The following is a 16,824-nucleotide window of genomic DNA, read 5'->3' as shown; positions in this document are numbered from 1 at the left end:
GCAGGCGTCCTTGAAGCGGAGGAAGCACCGGGCAACACGCCCAGCGCAAGACCGGCCGCGGCGCCCTGCATCAGCAGGCGCCGCCCGGCATCGTGATCGCCCGGCACGCGGCTCATGCCGCACCACGCCGGCGCAGCCCATCCAGCGACCACGCACCAGCGCCGGCGGCGACCAGCGCCAGCAACACCAGCAGCCACATCGACGGATATTCCATGCCGCCATGCATCCAGAACCAGCCTTTCGGCATCGCCACCCGCACGGTGGTGGCGATGAACAGCGCCGCCAACGCGGCACTCGCACGGGTCCAGGCCCCGACCAGCACCGCCAGCCCGCACAGCGTCTGCACCAACGCCAGCACCAACGGCAATGGGGTGGTGGACGGAAGCCCGAACTGCTGCAGCTCTGCTGCAAAACCACCCAGCCCGGGTCCACCAAACCACCCGAGCAATTTGCCCAGCCCGTGCGGCAGCAGGAAGCCGCCGCCGGCAATGCGCAGCATCAACAATGCCGCAGCACTACCGGCCTCACTGCGTGGCGTAGGTGCGTTCAATGCCCGCCTTCCTGGGCGCCGAACATGCTCTTGGCGTACTGGATGCCGATGCCGTAGCCGCCGGCGTGTGCGCGTGCGATGCCGGTGGTGAGCTCGTAGGTGTCGCCACGCGCCCAATCGCGCTGCAACTCCAGCAGGTATTGCACGCTGGTGATCGGCGCGGCGCCGGCCTGCACCATGCGGGTGACGGCGCGTTCGTGCGCTTCGTCGCTGACATCGCCGCAGGCGTCGGTGATGACGTAGACCTCGAAGCCCTGCTCGATGGCCGACAGGGCCGGGCCGACGATGCACACGCTGGTCCAAAGCCCGGCAATCACCAGGCGCTGCTTGCCGATGGCATTGACGCGGTCGATCACTCCCTGGTCTTCCCAGGCATTCATGCTGGTGCGATCGAACACCGGCTCACCCGGAAAGATGTCCGGCAACTCCGGAAACAGCGGGCCGGAGAACGACTTTTCCGCCACGGTGGTCAGGATCACCGGCACCTTGAAGCCCTTGGCGCCCTTGGCAATCAGCGACACGTTGTTGCGCAGTGCCGAGATGTCGATGGTGTGGGTGGCAAAGGCCATCTGCGATTGATGGTCGATCAGGATCAAGGTGTGATCGCCGGGCGACAGCAGGGCGTTACCGGGGACGGCGGTGGCAGTGGTCATGCGTGTTGCTCCTGGGAGGTGGAAAAGGAATGACCGGTGTGCCGATGTGCACGCGGTGCGGGTATTGCCAGACAGCCATCGACTGCAACCTGCGCGGCAAAGCGCGCCGGCGTGCAGCCGGTGGCGTTGCGGAAGCTGCGCACGAAATGGCTTTGATCGAAGAAGCACAGATCGGTGGCGATCTGGCTGATGGTGTGGCGGCCTTCGCGCAACATGGCCTGCGCACATTCGAGCCGACGACGGCGCAGGTACTCCATCGGGCTGGCGCCGATGGCGTCGCGAAACACCCGTGCGAAATGGAAACGGCTCATGCAGGCAGCGCCCGCCAGTTGGGCCACGCCGATCGGCTCGTATAGGTGCGTCTCGATGTAGTGCAGTGCTCTTGCCACCGCACGTGTGCGTGGTGCATGCGGCGACAGCGTGGCAGCGGCATGCAGATCGGGGCGACCTGTGGCAATCAGACGTGCCATGCGGCGTCTCCGGCGGGGAATGCCGCCATGGTGCGGCGAGCCCCCGCATCGCCCCACCCCAGATGGTGAGGCCGATCGCTCACTCTTTCGGGGGAGCGGCATGCCGCCGCAACGCAGCGGCTTGTTGGTCATCACAGCACTGCGCCGTGCGCGCTGGCGCCACACGCCGCTGCGCCGTCTTTGCCCAAGTTGCGGTGTGAGGCTGCCCGCAGATATTGGCGCAGGTGAGCACGGGCGGCAGAGCGAACGTCACTGCCACAGCCGTGCGACGCAAGGCCAACGATGCTCTGCAGACCAGCGTTGGCACGCCGCGGACTGCGTGCAGGCAGGCGTGACTGCGCGTCATTCCGTGCGTACCCGATTTGGCGCCGGACGTCCCTCCCCCGAAAGAGGTGGTGGTGCTTCCCCCGATCTCGCCCGACAATGCCGCGATGCCGCATGCCCCCGTCATCCGATCACGCCTGCTGTTTCGCCTGTGCGCAGCGGTGCTCGTCGTCGTGTGCAGTGGCTTGCCGTGGTGCGCGCTCGCCGCACGTGGCGACATCGTCGCGACCCGTGACGGACTGCTGCAGTTCCACCACACCGCCTGGAGCACCGAGCGCGGTGCGCCGGCCGACATCTGGGACATCCAGCAGGCCGACGCCGGCCCGCTGTGGCTGGCCACCGGCTTCGGCCTGTTCCAGTTCGATGGCGAGCGCTTCACGCGGCAGGCGCCGCCGGATGGCGAGGCCTATGCATCGCACAACATGACCGCGCTGTCGCTGGCACCGGACGACACCGCGTGGATCGGCTATTTCAACGCCGGCATCGACCGCCTTGCAGACGGTCACCTCACCCACTTCGCCCCGGGCAAGGACGTGCCCGACGGCATGGTGTTCCGGATCGAGCACGATGGCAGCGGGCGCATGTGGGCCGCCATCGATGGCGGTCTGTGCTGGTTCGATGGCCAACGCTGGCAGCGCGCCGGCGCCGATTGGGGATACACGGCCGCGCGCGCCCACTGGCTGCTGCGCGACGTGCGCGGCGTGCTCTGGGTCAGCGACGGCACCCAGATTCTGTCGTTGCGCCCCGGCGCGCGACGCTTCGAACCCAGCGGCCAGCCGGTGGGCCTGTACGTCACCATGGCCGAGAGCCCGGACGGCGCAATCTGGGTCGCCGACCCGTACCGCGGCGTCTTCGCGTTGACCGATTCCAAGGGCCAGGTCCTGCCGGCGAGTGCGCGCGCCCAGCCGCAATTTCCCGGCGTCTTCGCACGGCGCATCCGTTTCATGCGCGATGGCGCGCTGTGGGGCAGCGACTATGCCGCGCACGGCGTGTTCCGCATCGTCCTGCCTGCAGCCCCGGCACCGGTGCTGGAACGCTTCGGACCGGTGCAAGGGCTGACCTCGGCGACCGCCGGGCCCCTGCTCGAAGATCGCGAAGGCAACCTGTGGGCCGGCACCAATCTGGGCCTGAATCGCTTTCGACACCGCGCATTGCTGCCGCTGGCCGCGTTGCTGCCGGGCCAGCCGATGGCGGTGGCCACCTTTGCGACCGCGCCGGGCGCCTCGCCCGGCCCGCTGCTGGCCAGCCTGCGCGACGACCGCGTGCTCGCGTTGAGCCGCGAGCGCATCGGGCGCCTGCAGCACGGTGCGCCTGCCGCCAGCACCCTGGCAGTGCCCGCAAGCGCCAGCGGCTGGGTGCTCGGCGAACACGCCCTGCTGCGTCTGCAGGCCGGCCATGCGCAGGCGGTGGCGTTGCCGCTCGGCGCGACGCCCGGCGCCATTCGCGCCTTCATGGTGGACAGCCACGACCAGCCATGGGTCTGCCCGGATGCCGGCGGCCCCCATGTCTTCGATGGCAAGGCATGGGTGCCCGTTGCCACGCTGCAGGACACGCCCTGCTCGGTGCTGACCACGACCCGGGACGGCCGCCTGTGGGTGGGCACCGTCAAGGGCGAAGTGCGCGTGCTGCAGGGGCAACAACTCAAACGCTACGCCGCAGTCGATGGTCTGTCGGTGGGGCCGATCACCGCCATCTGGCACGGCCCCACGCTCACCCTGGTCGCCGGCGAGACCGGGCTGGCCGTGCTCGGCGCCGATGGCCGCTTCCATCAGGTGGCCGACCAGAGCGCACCGCTGCTGCAGGGCATCACCGGCATCGTGCAGGACCGGCACGGCATGCTGTGGTTGAACGGCAACCGTGGCGTGGTGCAGGTAGCGCAACGGGCATTGCTGAGCAGCGTGCGCGCTGGCGTGGTCGGCCCGATGCGGCTGTACGACATCATGGATGGGTTGCCCGGCATCGCCCAGCAGGCCACGCCGGTGCCTACCGCCATCGCCGCCGATGACGGCCTGCTGTGGTTCACCACCAACCAGGGCCTGGCCTGGCTGGACCCGGACCAGACCTACCGCAATCCCACCGCGCCGGATGTCTTCATCACCGAGATCGTCGCCAACGACCGGCCCTACCCGCGCGACGACGGCCTGCGCCTGCCCAAGTGGACCGACCGCCTGCGCATCGGCTATGACGCGGTCAGCCTCACCCGCCCCGAGCGGGTGCGCTTCCGCTACCGGCTGGAGGGCGTGGACGCACGCTGGCAGGACGCCGGCAATCGCAACGAGGCGTTCTACACGAATCTGGCGCCGGGCCGTTACCGCTTCCGCATCGCCGCCGCCAACAACGATGGCGTCTGGAACGCGCGCGGCGACACGCTCGATTTCGTCATCGAGGCGGCCTTCGTGCAGACCTGGCAGTTCAAGGTCTGCGCCGCACTGGCGCTGCTGCTGACCCTTGCCCTGCTGTGGCGCATGCGCACCCGCCAGGTGGCCGGACGCCTGCGGGCTCGACTGGAAGAGCGGTACCGCGAACGCGAGCGTATCGCCCGCGAGCTGCACGACACCTTGTTGCAGGGCACGCAAGGATTGATCCTGCGGCTGCATGCCGCCAGCCGCTCGCTGCCCTGGAACGACCCACGCCGGCTGGAACTGGAACAAGCGGTGGATCTGGCCGAGAACGCCCTGATCGAGGGCCGCGACCGCGTCAACGGCCTGCGCGACAGCTACTCGCTGCGCGAGGACCTGGCCGCCGCGCTGCAGCGCTCGCGCAACGCCAGCATGCCCCCGCCCGCGGCCGAGTTGCAGGTCTTGGTGGACGGCCGAGCGGTGGCGCTGCGTCCGCTGGTGGCGGACGAACTGTTCCAGCTGGGCCGCGAGGCACTGGCCAACGCCGACCGGCATGCCGCGGCCACGCGCATCGCGCTGGAACTGCGTTACGGTTCACGTGACTTCACGCTGCGCATCCGCGACGATGGCTGCGGCCTGGACCCGGACGTGCTGCATGGTCAGGCGCGCACCGGGCACTGGGGGCTGACCGGCATGCAGGAACGCGCGCAGCGTATCGGCGCCAAGATGCAGTTGTGGTCGCGTCCGGGCAGCGGCACCGAGATCCAGATCGTGCTACCCGCCCGTACCGCTTACGCACGGCCGCCGCGCTGGTGGTGGCCCTTTGGACACGCACGCTCCATGGAGAGCTTCAATGGCTGAGACGGTCAAACCAACCGACCTGCTGGTGGTGGACGATCATCCGTTGCTGCGCGATGGCCTGAGCGCCATGCTTGCCGCCGAATGCGACATGCGCGTGGTGGGCGAGGCCGAAGACGGCGAACAGGCGGTGGCCTGCTACAGCCGCCTGCGCCCGGACGTGGTGTTGATGGACCTGCAGATGCCGCGCGTGGATGGCGTGGAAGCCATCCAGCGCATCCGCCGCGTCGACCCTGCCGCCAAGGTCATCGTGCTGACCACCTACACCGGCGATGTGCGTGCGGTGCGCGCACTACAGGCAGGCGCCTGCGGCTACCTACTCAAGAGCGCGTTACGGCGCGAACTGGTCGACACCATCCGCGACGTGCGCCGTGGCCAGCGCCGGCATGTACCGGCGTCGGTGGCCGAAAACATCGCCGCCCACGTGCTCGATGACGCACTGTCCGCCCGCGAGACCGAGGTGCTCAACCTGGTCGCCACCGGCTGCTCCAACAAGCAGATCGGCAATGCGCTGGCCATCGCCGAAGAGACGGTCAAGGCGCACATGAAGAACATCCTCGCCAAGCTGGGCGTGCGTGATCGCACCCATGCGGTGACTGTCGCGCTGCGCCGCGGAATCCTGTCGCTGGAAACCTGAGCGACACCGGTGCCCGGCTCGCATCGATCGAACAGCGGGATCGAACTTCACCCACGACGCTTTGCCTGCAGCCATGCCGACCTGCAGCGCGGCAGCGTGACTGGCGAAAGTACTGACCTGGACTGGTCCGGCAAGCGCGCGCCTCGGGCTGCAGTCGCCCCGGTCCACTCCGCCAACTTGCAACACGGTCGCGCATTCTTGAACGCAAGGCGCACGCCACGATCGGTGCACCCTGTCAAAAGGACCGGCTTGAGCTATCGTATGCACCGCCAGCGGCATGGGGGCCGCTTCAGCATCATGGGTGACAGCCGATAACGGCTACGTCCGACCGCCGCACGACGCCGCGGCGGCCATCGTTTCAATCATTTAAACGCGTTCAGGGGAATTGCGATGCTTCGTCACTCTTTGCGGGTGCGCCTGCTGTTGCCGGTGCTGGCCTTGGTGCTGGTCGTGGTGGTGGCACTGACGGTCATTCTGGCCATTACCGAAGCGAACCGGGTCAAGTTCGAAGCCGGCGACTCGATCGAGCGCCAGTCGGTGTCCTTGCAGACCTTGTTCGCGGTCACCCGCTCGATGATGCTCGACCGTGTCAATTCCTCCATGCGCCAGCTGCGCAAGGAGGCCAATGCGCAGGGCGCACCGAGCGTGGGCAGCGAGATCCGCGTCGCCGATCGCAATGCCAACGACCTGTGGCTGGGCCAGCGCCCGCAGGCCAACGTCTTCACCATGCTGGACGACGTCACCGCCATTCACGAAGGCACCGCCACGCTGTTCTCGCGCACCGGCGACGACTTCGTGCGCATTTCCACCAACGTCAAGAAGGACGACGGCAGCCGCGCCATCGGCACCGTGCTCGATCCCAACGGCCAGGCCGCCGCCAAGCTGCGCAATGGCGAAAGCTTCTATGGCGTGGTCGACATTCTCGGCAACCCGTACGTCACTGGCTACGAGCCGATCTTCGCCGGCAGCGACAAGCGCGTCATCGGCGCCTGGTACGTCGGCTACAAGGCCGACACGCAGGCCCTGGAAAACGTGGTCAGCAGCCGCCGCGTGCTCGACTCCGGCTTCATCGCCGTATTCGACAGCAAGAACACGCTGCGCTTCCAGTCCACCACCGGCGCAACCACCGACACCGCCACCATCGAGCGCATCGTCAAGGACAGCCCAGACGACTGGGTCGTGACCAAGCAGGAAGTGCCCGATTGGGGCTTCACCCTGGTGTCGGCGTATCCCAAGAGCGACGTCAATGGCGTGATCGTGCGTCAGTCGCTGTGGATTGCCGGCATCGGCCTGCTGGTGTGCGCGCTGTTGCTCGGCCTGCAATGGGCGCTGATCTGGAGCCGCGTGTTGCGCCCCATCCAGCATCTGACCACCGTGGCCGAAGAACTGAGCCTGGGCAAGTGGAACCACACCATCGACGAGGTCAACCTCAAGGATGAAATTGGTACCCTGGCGCGCGCCATTTCCCGCCTGTCCAACAGTGTCCGGCTGGCCATGGAGCGCCTCAGCAAACGCTGAGCCGCTTCACCTGGCCCGTACCAAATGATGCAAGGAAGACGCCATGTCCACTGAATTCCGTCCGCTGATCGATGTCCTGCGCGAGCTCAGGACGTTGGCATTGAAGAAGGCGTCCGGCTTTCTGTTTGTCGTCACCGAAGAAAATCATTCCTGCATCGTTCGCATCAATGCCGGGCAGATCGAAGAAGTGGTCTTCCGCATGCTGCGCAATGACGAAGCCGTGCAACGCCTCACCATGGTCGGTGCGGCGAAGGCCCGCTTTCAGGTCGACCCCGGTGCCGGAATGGGCAAGCCGTCGCTGCTGAGCGAAGACTCCCGCCAGTGGTTGATGGGCGGTTTCGAGCAGGACCTTGGCGGTGCGCCGGCACCAGCCCGTGCACCGGTCGCGCCCGCAGCGGCGCCGGTTGCGCCGGCACCGATCGCAGCGCAGGCCCCTGCCCCGTCGGCCCTTGCCCCGTCGGCGACGGGCGGCGCGGGCGCACCGGACGACCAGGTTCGCGATGCGCTGGAAAAGGTCGCATTGAATTATCTCGGCCCGATCGCCGGCATGCTCTGCGACGAAGCCTGGGAAGCCTCCAGCGATATCGAACAGGTCCTCAGCCAGCTCGGCGCCAACCTGGCTACGCCGCAGGAAGCGCAAAAGTTCATGGCCGACGCCCGCGTGGCGCTGGCCAAGGTGCGCTGAGGCAAGCGCTATCGCGTCCGGAAATCTGGGTCCGGGCATCGCTCACGGCGGCTGCGCCATCAGCGACAAAGCCCGCGATTGCAGCACTTGGTCAGCGGGACGCATCAGCCACCTCGGTCTCCACAGCCAGAACAGACGAGCGCCTGGCGCTCGTTTTTTTTTGCGCGTCCGCCAGCCTGTGGGCGGACATCGGCACGCGCTGCCGCGTTGCAGCCGCACCGCTCGACCAGCTGCTCGGCGCGCTGTTCGCCGCTGTCGAACGCCCGGTGCCCAACAGTCGGATGCACCACGGAAAACACCAAAATCACTTGCGCTTACAAAATGGTACGGTACAGTACCTCACCAAATGCACAATCAGGCCCATGGCAAGCTCGCACTCCGACGCCCCGATCCACCGCACGTCCAAGGGTGCGCAGCGCATCCACGACCTCATCGTGGTGGCGTCCGAGCGCTTTCTGGAGCTGGGCTTCGATGCTGTTTCGGTGGATGACCTCATCGCCACGGTTGGTGGTTCGCGACGCAATGTCTATGCGCATTTCGGCGGCAAGGAAGGGCTGTTCAAGGCGGCGATGCTGCATGTGGCCGCAGAGATGGCCAAGCCGCTCGATGCGCTGGTCATCGAAGGGCGCAATCCTGCAGACGTATTGCCTGCACTCGGCCATCGCCTCGTGCGCACTGCGCTGTCGCCGCACACACTGGCCGTGCATCGCATCCTGACCAACGAGGGCAAACGCTTCCCGGATATCGCGCAGGCGATGTTGAATGCCAGCTACCTCAAGATTCAGGACAAGGTGGCCAGGTGGATCGCCACCCAGCAAGGCGATGCCCCCGGCCAGTTCACTGATCGCCTGTCCGCTTACGTGCTGGCCGAGCAGTTCATGAGCATGACCGCCAGCCACGTCAAGTTGCTGGCAATCGTCGGCCTGATCAGCCCGCCACTGCACACGTCGGAAATCGACACCATCGTCGGCAACGCGGTCTGTACCTTGCTGCAGGGCGCAACGGTCGGCCAGCGCACCGTCAAGGCGCAGAGCGGATAACCCGCAGCACCTCGCATCCACCACGCGGCGATGCGGTAACGACCCACTGCCGTGCATTGCATCTCGCGTTTTCGCCTGGTCGGTCGATCTGGCGTACCTGACCGTGCCTGCCGCTCATCTCACCGGGCGTTGGCCGACGCAACACCTGCACCACCGCCACGATAGCTGCCGCACGCAGCGTCGCCTCGTTCAACTCCATCGGAGCACCTCATGAAAGCTGTCCGTCTCCATCGATTCAATGACCGTCCCGCTACGGAAGACATTGCCGTGCCCGACATCGCGTCGGATCAGGTGCTGCTGCGCGTACACGCCGCTGCACTCAACCCGCTTGACGCGCTGGTGGTCTCCGGCGTTGCCCGGCACTTTTTCGATATCCCCCTGCCCATCACCCTGGGCACCGACTTCGTCGGCGTGATCGAACGCATCGGTGCTGCAGTGACGCAGTGGCAGCCGGGCGACCGTGTGCTGGTCTGGACCGATGCCGGCAGCAGCGGCGCGGTTGCCGAATTCGCCGCCGTCGCGGCCACCGCCTGCGTCGCGCTGCCGCCCGGCCTGTCGGCGGCCGAAGGCGCTGCGATTCCCACCGCCGGCATCACCGCATGGCATGCGTTGTTCTCCGCCGCGCGTCTCAAGGCAGGCGAAACCGTGTTGATCCATGCCGCTGCCGGCGGCGTAGGCAGTTTTGCGGTGCAGTTCGCGCGCAAGGCCGGCGCCCGCGTCATCGCAACGGCCTCCGGTGATGGCCTGGACCTGGTCCGTCACCTGGGCGCCGATGAAGTCATCGACTACACCGCAGAGGATTTCACCGCCATCGCGTCCAACGTGGACGTCGTGCTGGACCTGGTCGGCGGCGACACCCAGACGCAGTCGTATGCGGTGCTACGTGCGGGTGGACGCCTGGTCTCCACGGCCATGCCACCGGACGAGGCAGCCGCCAATGCACACGGCGTGCTGGCCAGCATGTTCTATGCAAAACCCTACGCAGACCGTCTGGATCAGCTGGTGGCATCCATCGTCGCGCAAGGTGTGCGCGTGGTCATCGACAGCACTGCATCCATCGACGCCTTCGACCAGGCCTGGGCGCGCCTGACCTCGCGCAAGGCACGCGGCAAGATCGTTGTCTCGCTCGTCTGACGCGCCCGGATCACCATACGACCAACCCACCCTCTCTTGGCTGCAGCGTCCCTGCGTTGCGATAGCGAACGGCATTGCCGGGTGATGGCTCACTGCGGTCCCGTGAAACCACTGCATGCCTGAGCGACATGCACGACCGCAGCGCGCTTCCCGGTACGCCACGCAATCGCATCGAAGTGAGAGTGGCAAGGTCATGCAGAACGGAGGGCAAGCCGCTGCCGTTCTGCATCACTTGTTTGTCCAAGACACGCGGCCACGTGCAGAGCATCTTGGCCACGACGGCGGCTCACCACTCTGTGCCCTGCTGGCGTGGGCATGCGCGATCCCACGATAGACTGGCAGAGACAGGTGGCGTTTCCGCTCAGAGCAGCTGGCCGCCGGAAATGTCGAAGGTGGCGCCGTTGGCCCAGTGCATGTCATTGGACAGGATTGCCGCCACGGCGCCGCCGATATCGTCCGGCAAGCCCACGCGTCCCAGCGCGATGCCTTGCGCCACATAGGCGTTCACATCCTGGTTGTCGCGCACCGCGCCACCGCCAAAATCGGTCGCGATGGCGCCAGGCGCAATGGCGTTGACGCGGATCTGCCGCGCACCAAGCTCCACCGCCATGTAACGGGTCAGCACTTCGATGGCTGCCTTCACCGCTGCGTAGATGCCGTAGCCCGGCAAGGTGAAGCGCACGAATCCGGACGAAACATTCAGGATGCGGCCACCGTCTTCCAGCAACGGCAGCAGCGCCTGGGTCAGAAAGATCGGGCCACGTAGATGGGTTTCCACCAGCGATGCAAACTGCGCCTGGGTGGCGTCCACGAAGTTCGAGAACAGGCCATTGCCGGCGTTGTTGACCAGGAAATCGAAGCGCTCACGGCCGAACTCGGCCTTCAGCGTCTCGGCCACTGCAGTGGTGAAGGCCGGATAGCTGGAGATGTCGGTGATATCGAGCGGCAGCATCGCCGCCTTGCCGCCGAGCGCCTGGATTTCGTGCGTCAGCGTGTCCGCTTCGGCGGCGCCGCTGCGATAGGTACCGATGATGTGGACACCGCGCCTGGCGAGGTGCAGCGCCATGTTGCGTCCAAGGCCGCGGCTGGCCCCGGTGATGAGTGCGATCTGAGGGGTCATGCGTGGTCTCTGCTGGGTGGGTGCGCCGGTCGGCGCTTTTCGACCCGGCCACGATAGGCAACGAGCGCCGACCAACCCACGCCTGATGCGCTCAATTCATTGCCCGATTGTCTCAGGCATCTTGTACGGCGGTCGGCCCCCGGCATAATCGCTGCATGCAGCACGCCCTGGTACCCCACCTTCAGATCGCCCTGCGCCATGCCCCGCCGGGCCTGACCTCCACCCCTATTCCGCGGGTGGATCTGTGCGTGGGGCGAGGCTCCACGGATCAGGCGCCATGCCTGTATCGCTCGATGATCTGTTTCATCCTGCAGGGCTCCAAGCGCGTCGCGCTCAACGATGCCTTGCTGAGCTACGACAGCGAACATTATCTGATCAGTGCCCTGGACCTGCCGTTGATCGGCCAAATTCTGGATGCCCCGGACGGGCAGCCCTACGTTGCGGTGTCGCTGGTGCTGGATCCGGCCGTGCTGGCGGAGCTGGCCGCGACCATGCCACCGGTACGCGAGAGCGAACAAAAGGGCATCGGCATCACCATCAATCCCATGACAGCCCCGCTCCGCGACACCTTGCTGCGGCTGTTGTCGCTGCTGGACACACCCGCCGACATCCCGGTGCTGGCTCCGATGCTCGAGCGCGAATTGCTCTATCGTCTCCTGCAAGGCCCGCAAGGCCGCCTGCTACGGCAGATCGCCCAGCCCGAAGGCGCACTCGGCAGTATCCGGCGTGCGGTAGCCTGGATCAGGGACAATTTCGATGCACGGCTGCGCATCGATGCACTGTGCGCGGCAAGCGGCATGAGCCGGGCGAGTCTGCATCGCCACTTTCTGTCGCTGACCGGCCTGAGCCCGATCCAGTATCAGAAACACCTCCGACTGCAGGAAGCGCGCCAGCTTCTGCTCGCTGGCGAGCATCGCGCGTCCGATGTCGCCTTCGCCGTCGGCTATGAGAGCGCCTCGCAATTCAGCCGCGAATATCTCCGTCAGTTCGGCGCGCCTCCCGCACGCGATGTCCGCGCAGTGCGTCAGGCGATCGGCTCCCCCACCCGGCCCCATTCCGCACCGTGAGTGCTCGCCGCGGCGTCAGCTGAGGCTTGGACCTGCCGGGACCCGTCACGCGACGTGGCCTGATTGCCGGCAAATCTTTATGCATCACCCCGCCCGGAACGTCTGCTGAAAACCGAAAGCCCGCATAAAGCGGGCTTTCAGTGTGCTGGAGCTAGCGAACACTGGTCGGGGCCAGGCAGCGCCTCACTCCCACTCGATCGTCGCCGGCGGCTTGCCGGAGATGTCGTAGACCACGCGCGAGACGCCGCGCAGTTCGTTGATGATGCGGTTGCTCACCGTGCCGAGGAAGTCGTACGGCAGGTGTGCCCAGTGCGCGGTCATGAAGTCGATGGTCTCCACCGCGCGCAGCGCGATCACCCATTCGTAGGCGCGTGCGTCGCCTACCACGCCGACCGATTTCACCGGCAGGAACACCGCGAATGCCTGACTGGTTTTGTCGTACAGATCGGCCTTGCGCAGTTCGTCGATGAAGATCGCATCGGCCTTGGCCAGCAACTCGGCGTATTCGCGCTTCACTTCGCCCAGGATGCGCACACCCAGGCCCGGACCGGGGAACGGGTGGCGATACACCATCGTGCGCGGCAACCCGAGTTCGACGCCGAGGCGACGCACTTCGTCCTTGAACAATTCGCGCAGCGGCTCGACCAGGCCCAGCTTCATGTGCTCCGGCAGGCCACCGACATTGTGATGGCTCTTGATCACGTGCGCCTTGCCGGTCTTGCTGCCGGCCGACTCGATGACGTCCGGGTAGATCGTGCCCTGCGCCAGCCACTTGGCATTGGCCAGCTTGTTGGATTCTTCGTCGAAGATCTCCACGAACAGGTTGCCGATGATCTTGCGCTTGGCTTCCGGATCGCTCACGCCCTGCAGCGCGCTGAAATAGCGGTCGGCGGCATTGACGCGGATGACCTTCACGCCCATGTGCTCGGCGAACATCGCCATCACCTGGTCGCCTTCCTGCCAGCGCAGCAGGCCGGTGTCGACGAACACGCAAGTCAGCTTGTCGCCGATCGCCTTGTGCAACAGTGCCGCGACCACCGACGAATCCACACCGCCCGACAAGCCCAGGATCACTTCATCCTCGCCCACCTGTTCGCGCACGCGCGCGATCTGGTCGTCGATGATATTGGCCGCGGTCCACAACGTCTGGCAGCCGCAGACATCCACCACGAAGCGGCGCAGCAGGGTCTGGCCCTGCAAGGTATGCGTCACTTCCGGATGGAACTGCACGCCATACCAGCGCTTGTCTTCGTTGGACATCGCGGCCACCGGGATGCGGTCGGTCACGGCGGTAATGGTGAAACCCGGCGGCACCTGCGAGACGTGGTCGCCGTGGCTCATCCATACATTCAGGCGCGCTGCGCCGGCGTGGTCGGTCAGGCCGGAGAACAGCGCATCGGCCGCCACCACGTCCACCTCGGCATGCCCGAATTCGCGTTGATCGGCGGCTTCTGTCGCACCGCCCAACTGCGCGGCCAAGGTCTGCATGCCATAGCAGATGCCGAACACCGGCAAACCGCTGTCGAACACTTGCTGCGGCGCTGCGGGCGCGCCCGGCAGCGTGGTCGATTCCGGCCCACCGGACAGGATGATGCCCTTGGCGCCAAAGCCGGCGATCTCGGACGGATCGTGATCCCATGCCCAGATCTCGCAATAGACCCCCAGCTCGCGAATGCGCCGCGCAATCAGCTGCGTGTACTGCGCGCCGAAATCGAGGATGAGGATCTTGTCGCTATGGATGTTGGTCATTGAGAGCCGGGAATCGGGAATCGGGAATCGGGATTGGGGAATCGCAACAGCAAACGTGGCGCCAGCCACCATCGGACGAGGAAGCGGCGGGCCCTTACGATTCCCGATTTCCGATTCCCCATTCCCGATTATCCAGCGCGATAGTTCGGCGGCTCTTTGGTGATCTGCACGTCGTGGACGTGGCTCTCGCGCTGGCCGGCGCCGGTGATCTTGACGAACTTGGGCTTGGTGCGCATTTCTTCGATCGTGGCGCAGCCCACATAGCCCATGGTCGCGCGTAGTCCACCGATGAGCTGATGGATGATGCCGCCGACCGGGCCGCGATACGGCACACGTCCTTCGATGCCCTCGGGGACCAGCTTGTCGGCGTCGGAAGCGTCCTGGAAATAGCGGTCCTTGGAGCCCTTCTCCATCGCACCCAGGCTGCCCATGCCGCGATAGCTCTTGTAGCTGCGGCCCTGGAACAACTCGACCTCGCCCGGCGCCTCTTCGGTGCCTGCCAGCAGGCCACCGACCATCACCGTGGACGCGCCAGCCACCAGCGCCTTGCCGATGTCACCGGAATAGCGGATGCCGCCATCGGCGATCAGCGGAATCCTGTCCTGCAGCGCTTCGGCCACCATGTCCACCGCGGTGATCTGCGGCACGCCCACACCTGCGACCACACGCGTGGTGCAGATCGAGCCGGGGCCCACGCCGACCTTGACCGCATCGGCACCGGCATCCATCAACGCCAGCGCGGCATCGCCGGTGACGATGTTGCCGCCGATCACCTGCAACTGCGGATAGGTCTTCTTGACCCAGGCCACGCGATCGATCACGCCTTGCGAATGGCCGTGCGCGGTGTCGACGATGACCACGTCCACGCCGGCGGCGGCCAGCAGCTCGATGCGCTGTTCGGTATCGCCGCCCACGCCCACGGCCGCACCCACCAGCAGGCGCGTGGCGCTGTCCTTGGCCGCGTTGGGGTTGTCGGTCTTCTTCTGGATGTCCTTGACCGTGATCAGCCCACGCAGCTCGAAGCTGTCGTTGACCACCAGGATCTTTTCGATGCGGTTGCGATGCAGCAGCTCCAGCACTTCCTCGTCGCTGGCGCCTTCGCGCACGGTGATCAGGCGATCCTTCTTGGTCATGATGTGGCGGACCGGATCGTCCAGCTTCTTCTCGAAGCGCATGTCGCGGCTGGTGACGATGCCGACCAGTTCGCTGCCATCGACCACCGGCACGCCGGAGATGTTGCGCGCACGCGTCAGCGCGATCACCTCGCCGATGGTGGTGTCCGGGCTCACCGTGAACGGCTCGGTGATGACGCCGGACTCGAACTTCTTGACCTTGGCCACTTCGGCCGCCTGCTGCGCAGGGGTCAGGTTCTTGTGGATGATGCCGATGCCGCCCAACTGGGCCATGGCCACCGCCAGGCGGTGTTCGGTCACCGTGTCCATCGCGGCCGAAAGAATCGGCAGCTTCAGACGCAGATCGCGGGTCAGCCGGGTTTCCAGGCTGACATCCTTGGGCAGGACGATCGAATGGGCGGGGACGAGCGAGACGTCGTCGTAGGTAAGAGCTTCAGCCTGGATGCGTAGCATCGGCGGACCCGAGTTTGGGGAAGCGCGGCATTTTAACGCATTGGGGCCGGGAGTGGGGAATCGGAATGGGCATTGGCAAAGGTGCCGCCCTGCACCGCCTGCCGTTCGCCAGGAGGCCGATGGCGGGCTGATCCCGGACGCAATCCGGATCGGCCGACGCGTGCGCTTCGCCGCTGCGGTTAACGAATCCCCAATCCCGAATCCCCACTCCCGGCCGCATCAGCGGCCTCGATGGTGTTCTGCATCAGCGTGGCCACCGTCATCGGCCCAACCCCGCCCGGCACCGGAGTGATCCACGCGGCCCGCTGCACGGCGGCGTCGAAGCCGACATCACCCACCAGGCGTCCATCCTCGAGCCGGTTGATGCCGACATCGATCACCACCGCGCCCGGCTTGACCCATTCACCGGGGATCAGCCCGGGCCGGCCCACCGCCACCACCAGGATGTCGGCATTGCGCACGCTGGCTTCCAGCACGTCGGCCGGAGTGAACTTGTGGCAGCTGGTCACCGTGCAACCGGCAATCAACAACTCCAGCCCCATCGGGCGGCCCACGTGGTTGCTCACGCCAACGATGGTGGCATTGCGCCCGCGCACGGGCTGGTCGGTATGCCCGAGCAGGGTCACGATGCCGCGCGGCGTGCACGGGCGCAGGCCGAATTCGCGCAATGCCAGGTGCCCGACGTTCTGCGGATGGAAGCCATCCACATCCTTGCGTGGGTCGATCCGCTGGATCAGCCGGTTGGCATCTGGAATGCCCGGCAACGGTAGCTGGATCAGAATGCCGTGGATCTTGGGATCGGCGTTGAGCTCGTCGATCAGTGCCGCCAGCTCTGCTTCGCTGGTGCCCTGCGGCAGGTCGTAGTCGAAGGCCTCGATGCCCACCTTTTCCGCCGCACGCCGCTTGTTGCGCACATACACCGACGAGGCCGGATCGCCGCCCACCAGCACCACCGCCAGGCCCGGTCGTGTCTTGCCGGCGGCCACGCGCGCATCCACCCGCAGCTTCAGGCCGTCAAGCAACTCCTCGGCAATGCGCCGGCCATCGAGAAGGCGGGCCGGAGCGGAAGCAGCTGGCGCGGAAGCGGTCATGGG

14 protein-coding genes are annotated in these 16,824 nt (G+C 66.3%); 7 read left to right on the top strand and 7 right to left on the bottom strand.

The window, feature by feature from the left end; genetic code table 11:
* Positions 1 to 112 precede the first annotated feature (112 nt).
* From ABQZ09_RS15650 to ABQZ09_RS15640, 3 genes are read right to left on the bottom strand one after another with little or no spacing between them, the layout of a single operon-like run.
* Positions 113 to 550 carry a DoxX family protein gene (locus tag ABQZ09_RS15650; protein WP_503019218.1) on the bottom strand — a complete coding sequence of 146 codons (438 nt, stop codon included), beginning with the start codon at positions 548 to 550 and terminating at the stop codon, positions 113 to 115.
* Positions 547 to 1,203: a hydrolase gene (locus tag ABQZ09_RS15645; protein WP_047694923.1), complete on the bottom strand. Its 657-nt coding sequence runs from the start codon at positions 1,201 to 1,203 to the stop codon at positions 547 to 549. The genes ABQZ09_RS15650 and ABQZ09_RS15645 overlap by 4 nt, the downstream gene beginning before the upstream one ends.
* The gene (locus ABQZ09_RS15640) at positions 1,200 to 1,673 is read right to left on the bottom strand and encodes a helix-turn-helix domain-containing protein (protein ID WP_349777333.1); all 474 of its coding nucleotides are present in this window, start codon (positions 1,671 to 1,673) and stop codon (positions 1,200 to 1,202) included. Before ABQZ09_RS15640 ends, ABQZ09_RS15645 begins: the two co-directional genes overlap by 4 nt.
* 431 nt (positions 1,674 to 2,104) lie before the next feature.
* Here ABQZ09_RS15640 and ABQZ09_RS15635 point away from each other — a divergent pair, with 431 nt between their 5' ends.
* From ABQZ09_RS15635 to ABQZ09_RS15610, 6 genes are all read left to right on the top strand, one after another.
* On the top strand, positions 2,105 to 5,197 hold the full coding sequence (locus ABQZ09_RS15635) for a sensor histidine kinase (protein WP_349777332.1): 3,093 nt from the start codon (positions 2,105 to 2,107) through the stop codon (positions 5,195 to 5,197).
* Complete coding sequence (locus ABQZ09_RS15630; protein WP_349777331.1) at positions 5,190 to 5,831, top strand: response regulator; 642 nt, start codon at positions 5,190 to 5,192, stop codon at positions 5,829 to 5,831. The genes ABQZ09_RS15635 and ABQZ09_RS15630 overlap by 8 nt, the downstream gene beginning before the upstream one ends.
* A gap of 390 nt (positions 5,832 to 6,221) precedes the next feature.
* Positions 6,222 to 7,349 carry a Cache 3/Cache 2 fusion domain-containing protein gene (locus ABQZ09_RS15625; protein ID WP_349777330.1) on the top strand — a complete coding sequence of 376 codons (1,128 nt, stop codon included), beginning with the start codon at positions 6,222 to 6,224 and terminating at the stop codon, positions 7,347 to 7,349.
* Between the two features lie 43 nt (positions 7,350 to 7,392).
* Complete coding sequence (locus ABQZ09_RS15620; protein WP_349777329.1) at positions 7,393 to 8,034, top strand: DUF8082 domain-containing protein; 642 nt, start codon at positions 7,393 to 7,395, stop codon at positions 8,032 to 8,034.
* 362 nt (positions 8,035 to 8,396) lie between these two features.
* Positions 8,397 to 9,074 carry a TetR/AcrR family transcriptional regulator gene (locus tag ABQZ09_RS15615; RefSeq protein WP_349777328.1) on the top strand — a complete coding sequence of 226 codons (678 nt, stop codon included), beginning with the start codon at positions 8,397 to 8,399 and terminating at the stop codon, positions 9,072 to 9,074.
* Between the two features lie 210 nt (positions 9,075 to 9,284).
* The gene (locus ABQZ09_RS15610; protein ID WP_228315237.1) at positions 9,285 to 10,208 is read left to right on the top strand and encodes an NADP-dependent oxidoreductase; all 924 of its coding nucleotides are present in this window, start codon (positions 9,285 to 9,287) and stop codon (positions 10,206 to 10,208) included.
* Positions 10,209 to 10,569: 361 nt separating this feature from the next.
* On the opposite strand, the gene ABQZ09_RS15605 is transcribed toward ABQZ09_RS15610, so the two are convergent.
* Positions 10,570 to 11,328 (bottom strand): SDR family NAD(P)-dependent oxidoreductase, encoded by a 759-nt coding sequence (locus ABQZ09_RS15605; protein ID WP_349777327.1) that lies wholly within the window; start codon positions 11,326 to 11,328, stop codon positions 10,570 to 10,572.
* A 155-nt stretch (positions 11,329 to 11,483) separates the two neighbouring features.
* On the opposite strand from ABQZ09_RS15605, the gene ABQZ09_RS15600 reads away from it, so the two are divergent.
* A complete protein-coding gene (locus tag ABQZ09_RS15600; protein ID WP_039409737.1) occupies positions 11,484 to 12,395 on the top strand; it encodes an AraC family transcriptional regulator in 912 nt (303 codons plus the stop codon).
* Between the two features lie 183 nt (positions 12,396 to 12,578).
* Here ABQZ09_RS15600 and guaA read toward each other — a convergent pair whose 3' ends face one another.
* From guaA to folD, 3 genes are all read right to left on the bottom strand, one after another.
* Positions 12,579 to 14,144: a glutamine-hydrolyzing GMP synthase gene (gene guaA / locus ABQZ09_RS15595; protein ID WP_039564078.1), complete on the bottom strand. Its 1,566-nt coding sequence runs from the start codon at positions 14,142 to 14,144 to the stop codon at positions 12,579 to 12,581.
* A 128-nt stretch (positions 14,145 to 14,272) separates the two neighbouring features.
* Entirely contained in the window at positions 14,273 to 15,730 is a 1,458-nt protein-coding gene (guaB, locus tag ABQZ09_RS15590; protein ID WP_039409741.1) for an IMP dehydrogenase, read from the bottom strand.
* Between the two features lie 179 nt (positions 15,731 to 15,909).
* Complete coding sequence (gene folD / locus ABQZ09_RS15585; protein WP_104579685.1) at positions 15,910 to 16,821, bottom strand: bifunctional methylenetetrahydrofolate dehydrogenase/methenyltetrahydrofolate cyclohydrolase FolD; 912 nt, start codon at positions 16,819 to 16,821, stop codon at positions 15,910 to 15,912.
* Positions 16,822 to 16,824 lie beyond the last annotated feature (3 nt).

It is taken from the genome of Xanthomonas sp. WHRI 6106 (assembly GCF_040202405.1).
In the GTDB taxonomy this organism is placed as follows: domain Bacteria; phylum Pseudomonadota; class Gammaproteobacteria; order Xanthomonadales; family Xanthomonadaceae; genus Xanthomonas; species Xanthomonas cannabis.
The sequence above is the reverse complement of the archived record's forward strand: the minus strand, read 5'-3'. Positions and strand labels throughout refer to the sequence as shown.

What these genes read in the sequence shown, in the direction of transcription:
- ABQZ09_RS15615 (WP_349777328.1), top strand. Translation starts at nt 8,397, where the DNA reads ATGGCAAGCTCGCACTCCGACGCCCCGATCCACCGCACGTCCAAGGGT.
- ABQZ09_RS15625 (WP_349777330.1), top strand. Translation starts at nt 6,222, where the DNA reads ATGCTTCGTCACTCTTTGCGGGTGCGCCTGCTGTTGCCGGTGCTGGCC.
- guaA (WP_039564078.1), bottom strand. Translation starts at nt 14,144, where the DNA reads ATGACCAACATCCATAGCGACAAGATCCTCATCCTCGATTTCGGCGCG.
- ABQZ09_RS15630 (WP_349777331.1), top strand. Translation starts at nt 5,190, where the DNA reads ATGGCTGAGACGGTCAAACCAACCGACCTGCTGGTGGTGGACGATCAT.
- ABQZ09_RS15610 (WP_228315237.1), top strand. Translation starts at nt 9,285, where the DNA reads ATGAAAGCTGTCCGTCTCCATCGATTCAATGACCGTCCCGCTACGGAA.
- ABQZ09_RS15605 (WP_349777327.1), bottom strand. Translation starts at nt 11,328, where the DNA reads ATGACCCCTCAGATCGCACTCATCACCGGGGCCAGCCGCGGCCTTGGA.
- folD (WP_104579685.1), bottom strand. Translation starts at nt 16,821, where the DNA reads ATGACCGCTTCCGCGCCAGCTGCTTCCGCTCCGGCCCGCCTTCTCGAT.
- ABQZ09_RS15635 (WP_349777332.1), top strand. Translation starts at nt 2,105, where the DNA reads ATGCCGCATGCCCCCGTCATCCGATCACGCCTGCTGTTTCGCCTGTGC.
- ABQZ09_RS15645 (WP_047694923.1), bottom strand. Translation starts at nt 1,203, where the DNA reads ATGACCACTGCCACCGCCGTCCCCGGTAACGCCCTGCTGTCGCCCGGC.
- ABQZ09_RS15620 (WP_349777329.1), top strand. Translation starts at nt 7,393, where the DNA reads ATGTCCACTGAATTCCGTCCGCTGATCGATGTCCTGCGCGAGCTCAGG.
- guaB (WP_039409741.1), bottom strand. Translation starts at nt 15,730, where the DNA reads ATGCTACGCATCCAGGCTGAAGCTCTTACCTACGACGACGTCTCGCTC.
- ABQZ09_RS15640 (WP_349777333.1), bottom strand. Translation starts at nt 1,673, where the DNA reads ATGGCACGTCTGATTGCCACAGGTCGCCCCGATCTGCATGCCGCTGCC.
- ABQZ09_RS15600 (WP_039409737.1), top strand. Translation starts at nt 11,484, where the DNA reads ATGCAGCACGCCCTGGTACCCCACCTTCAGATCGCCCTGCGCCATGCC.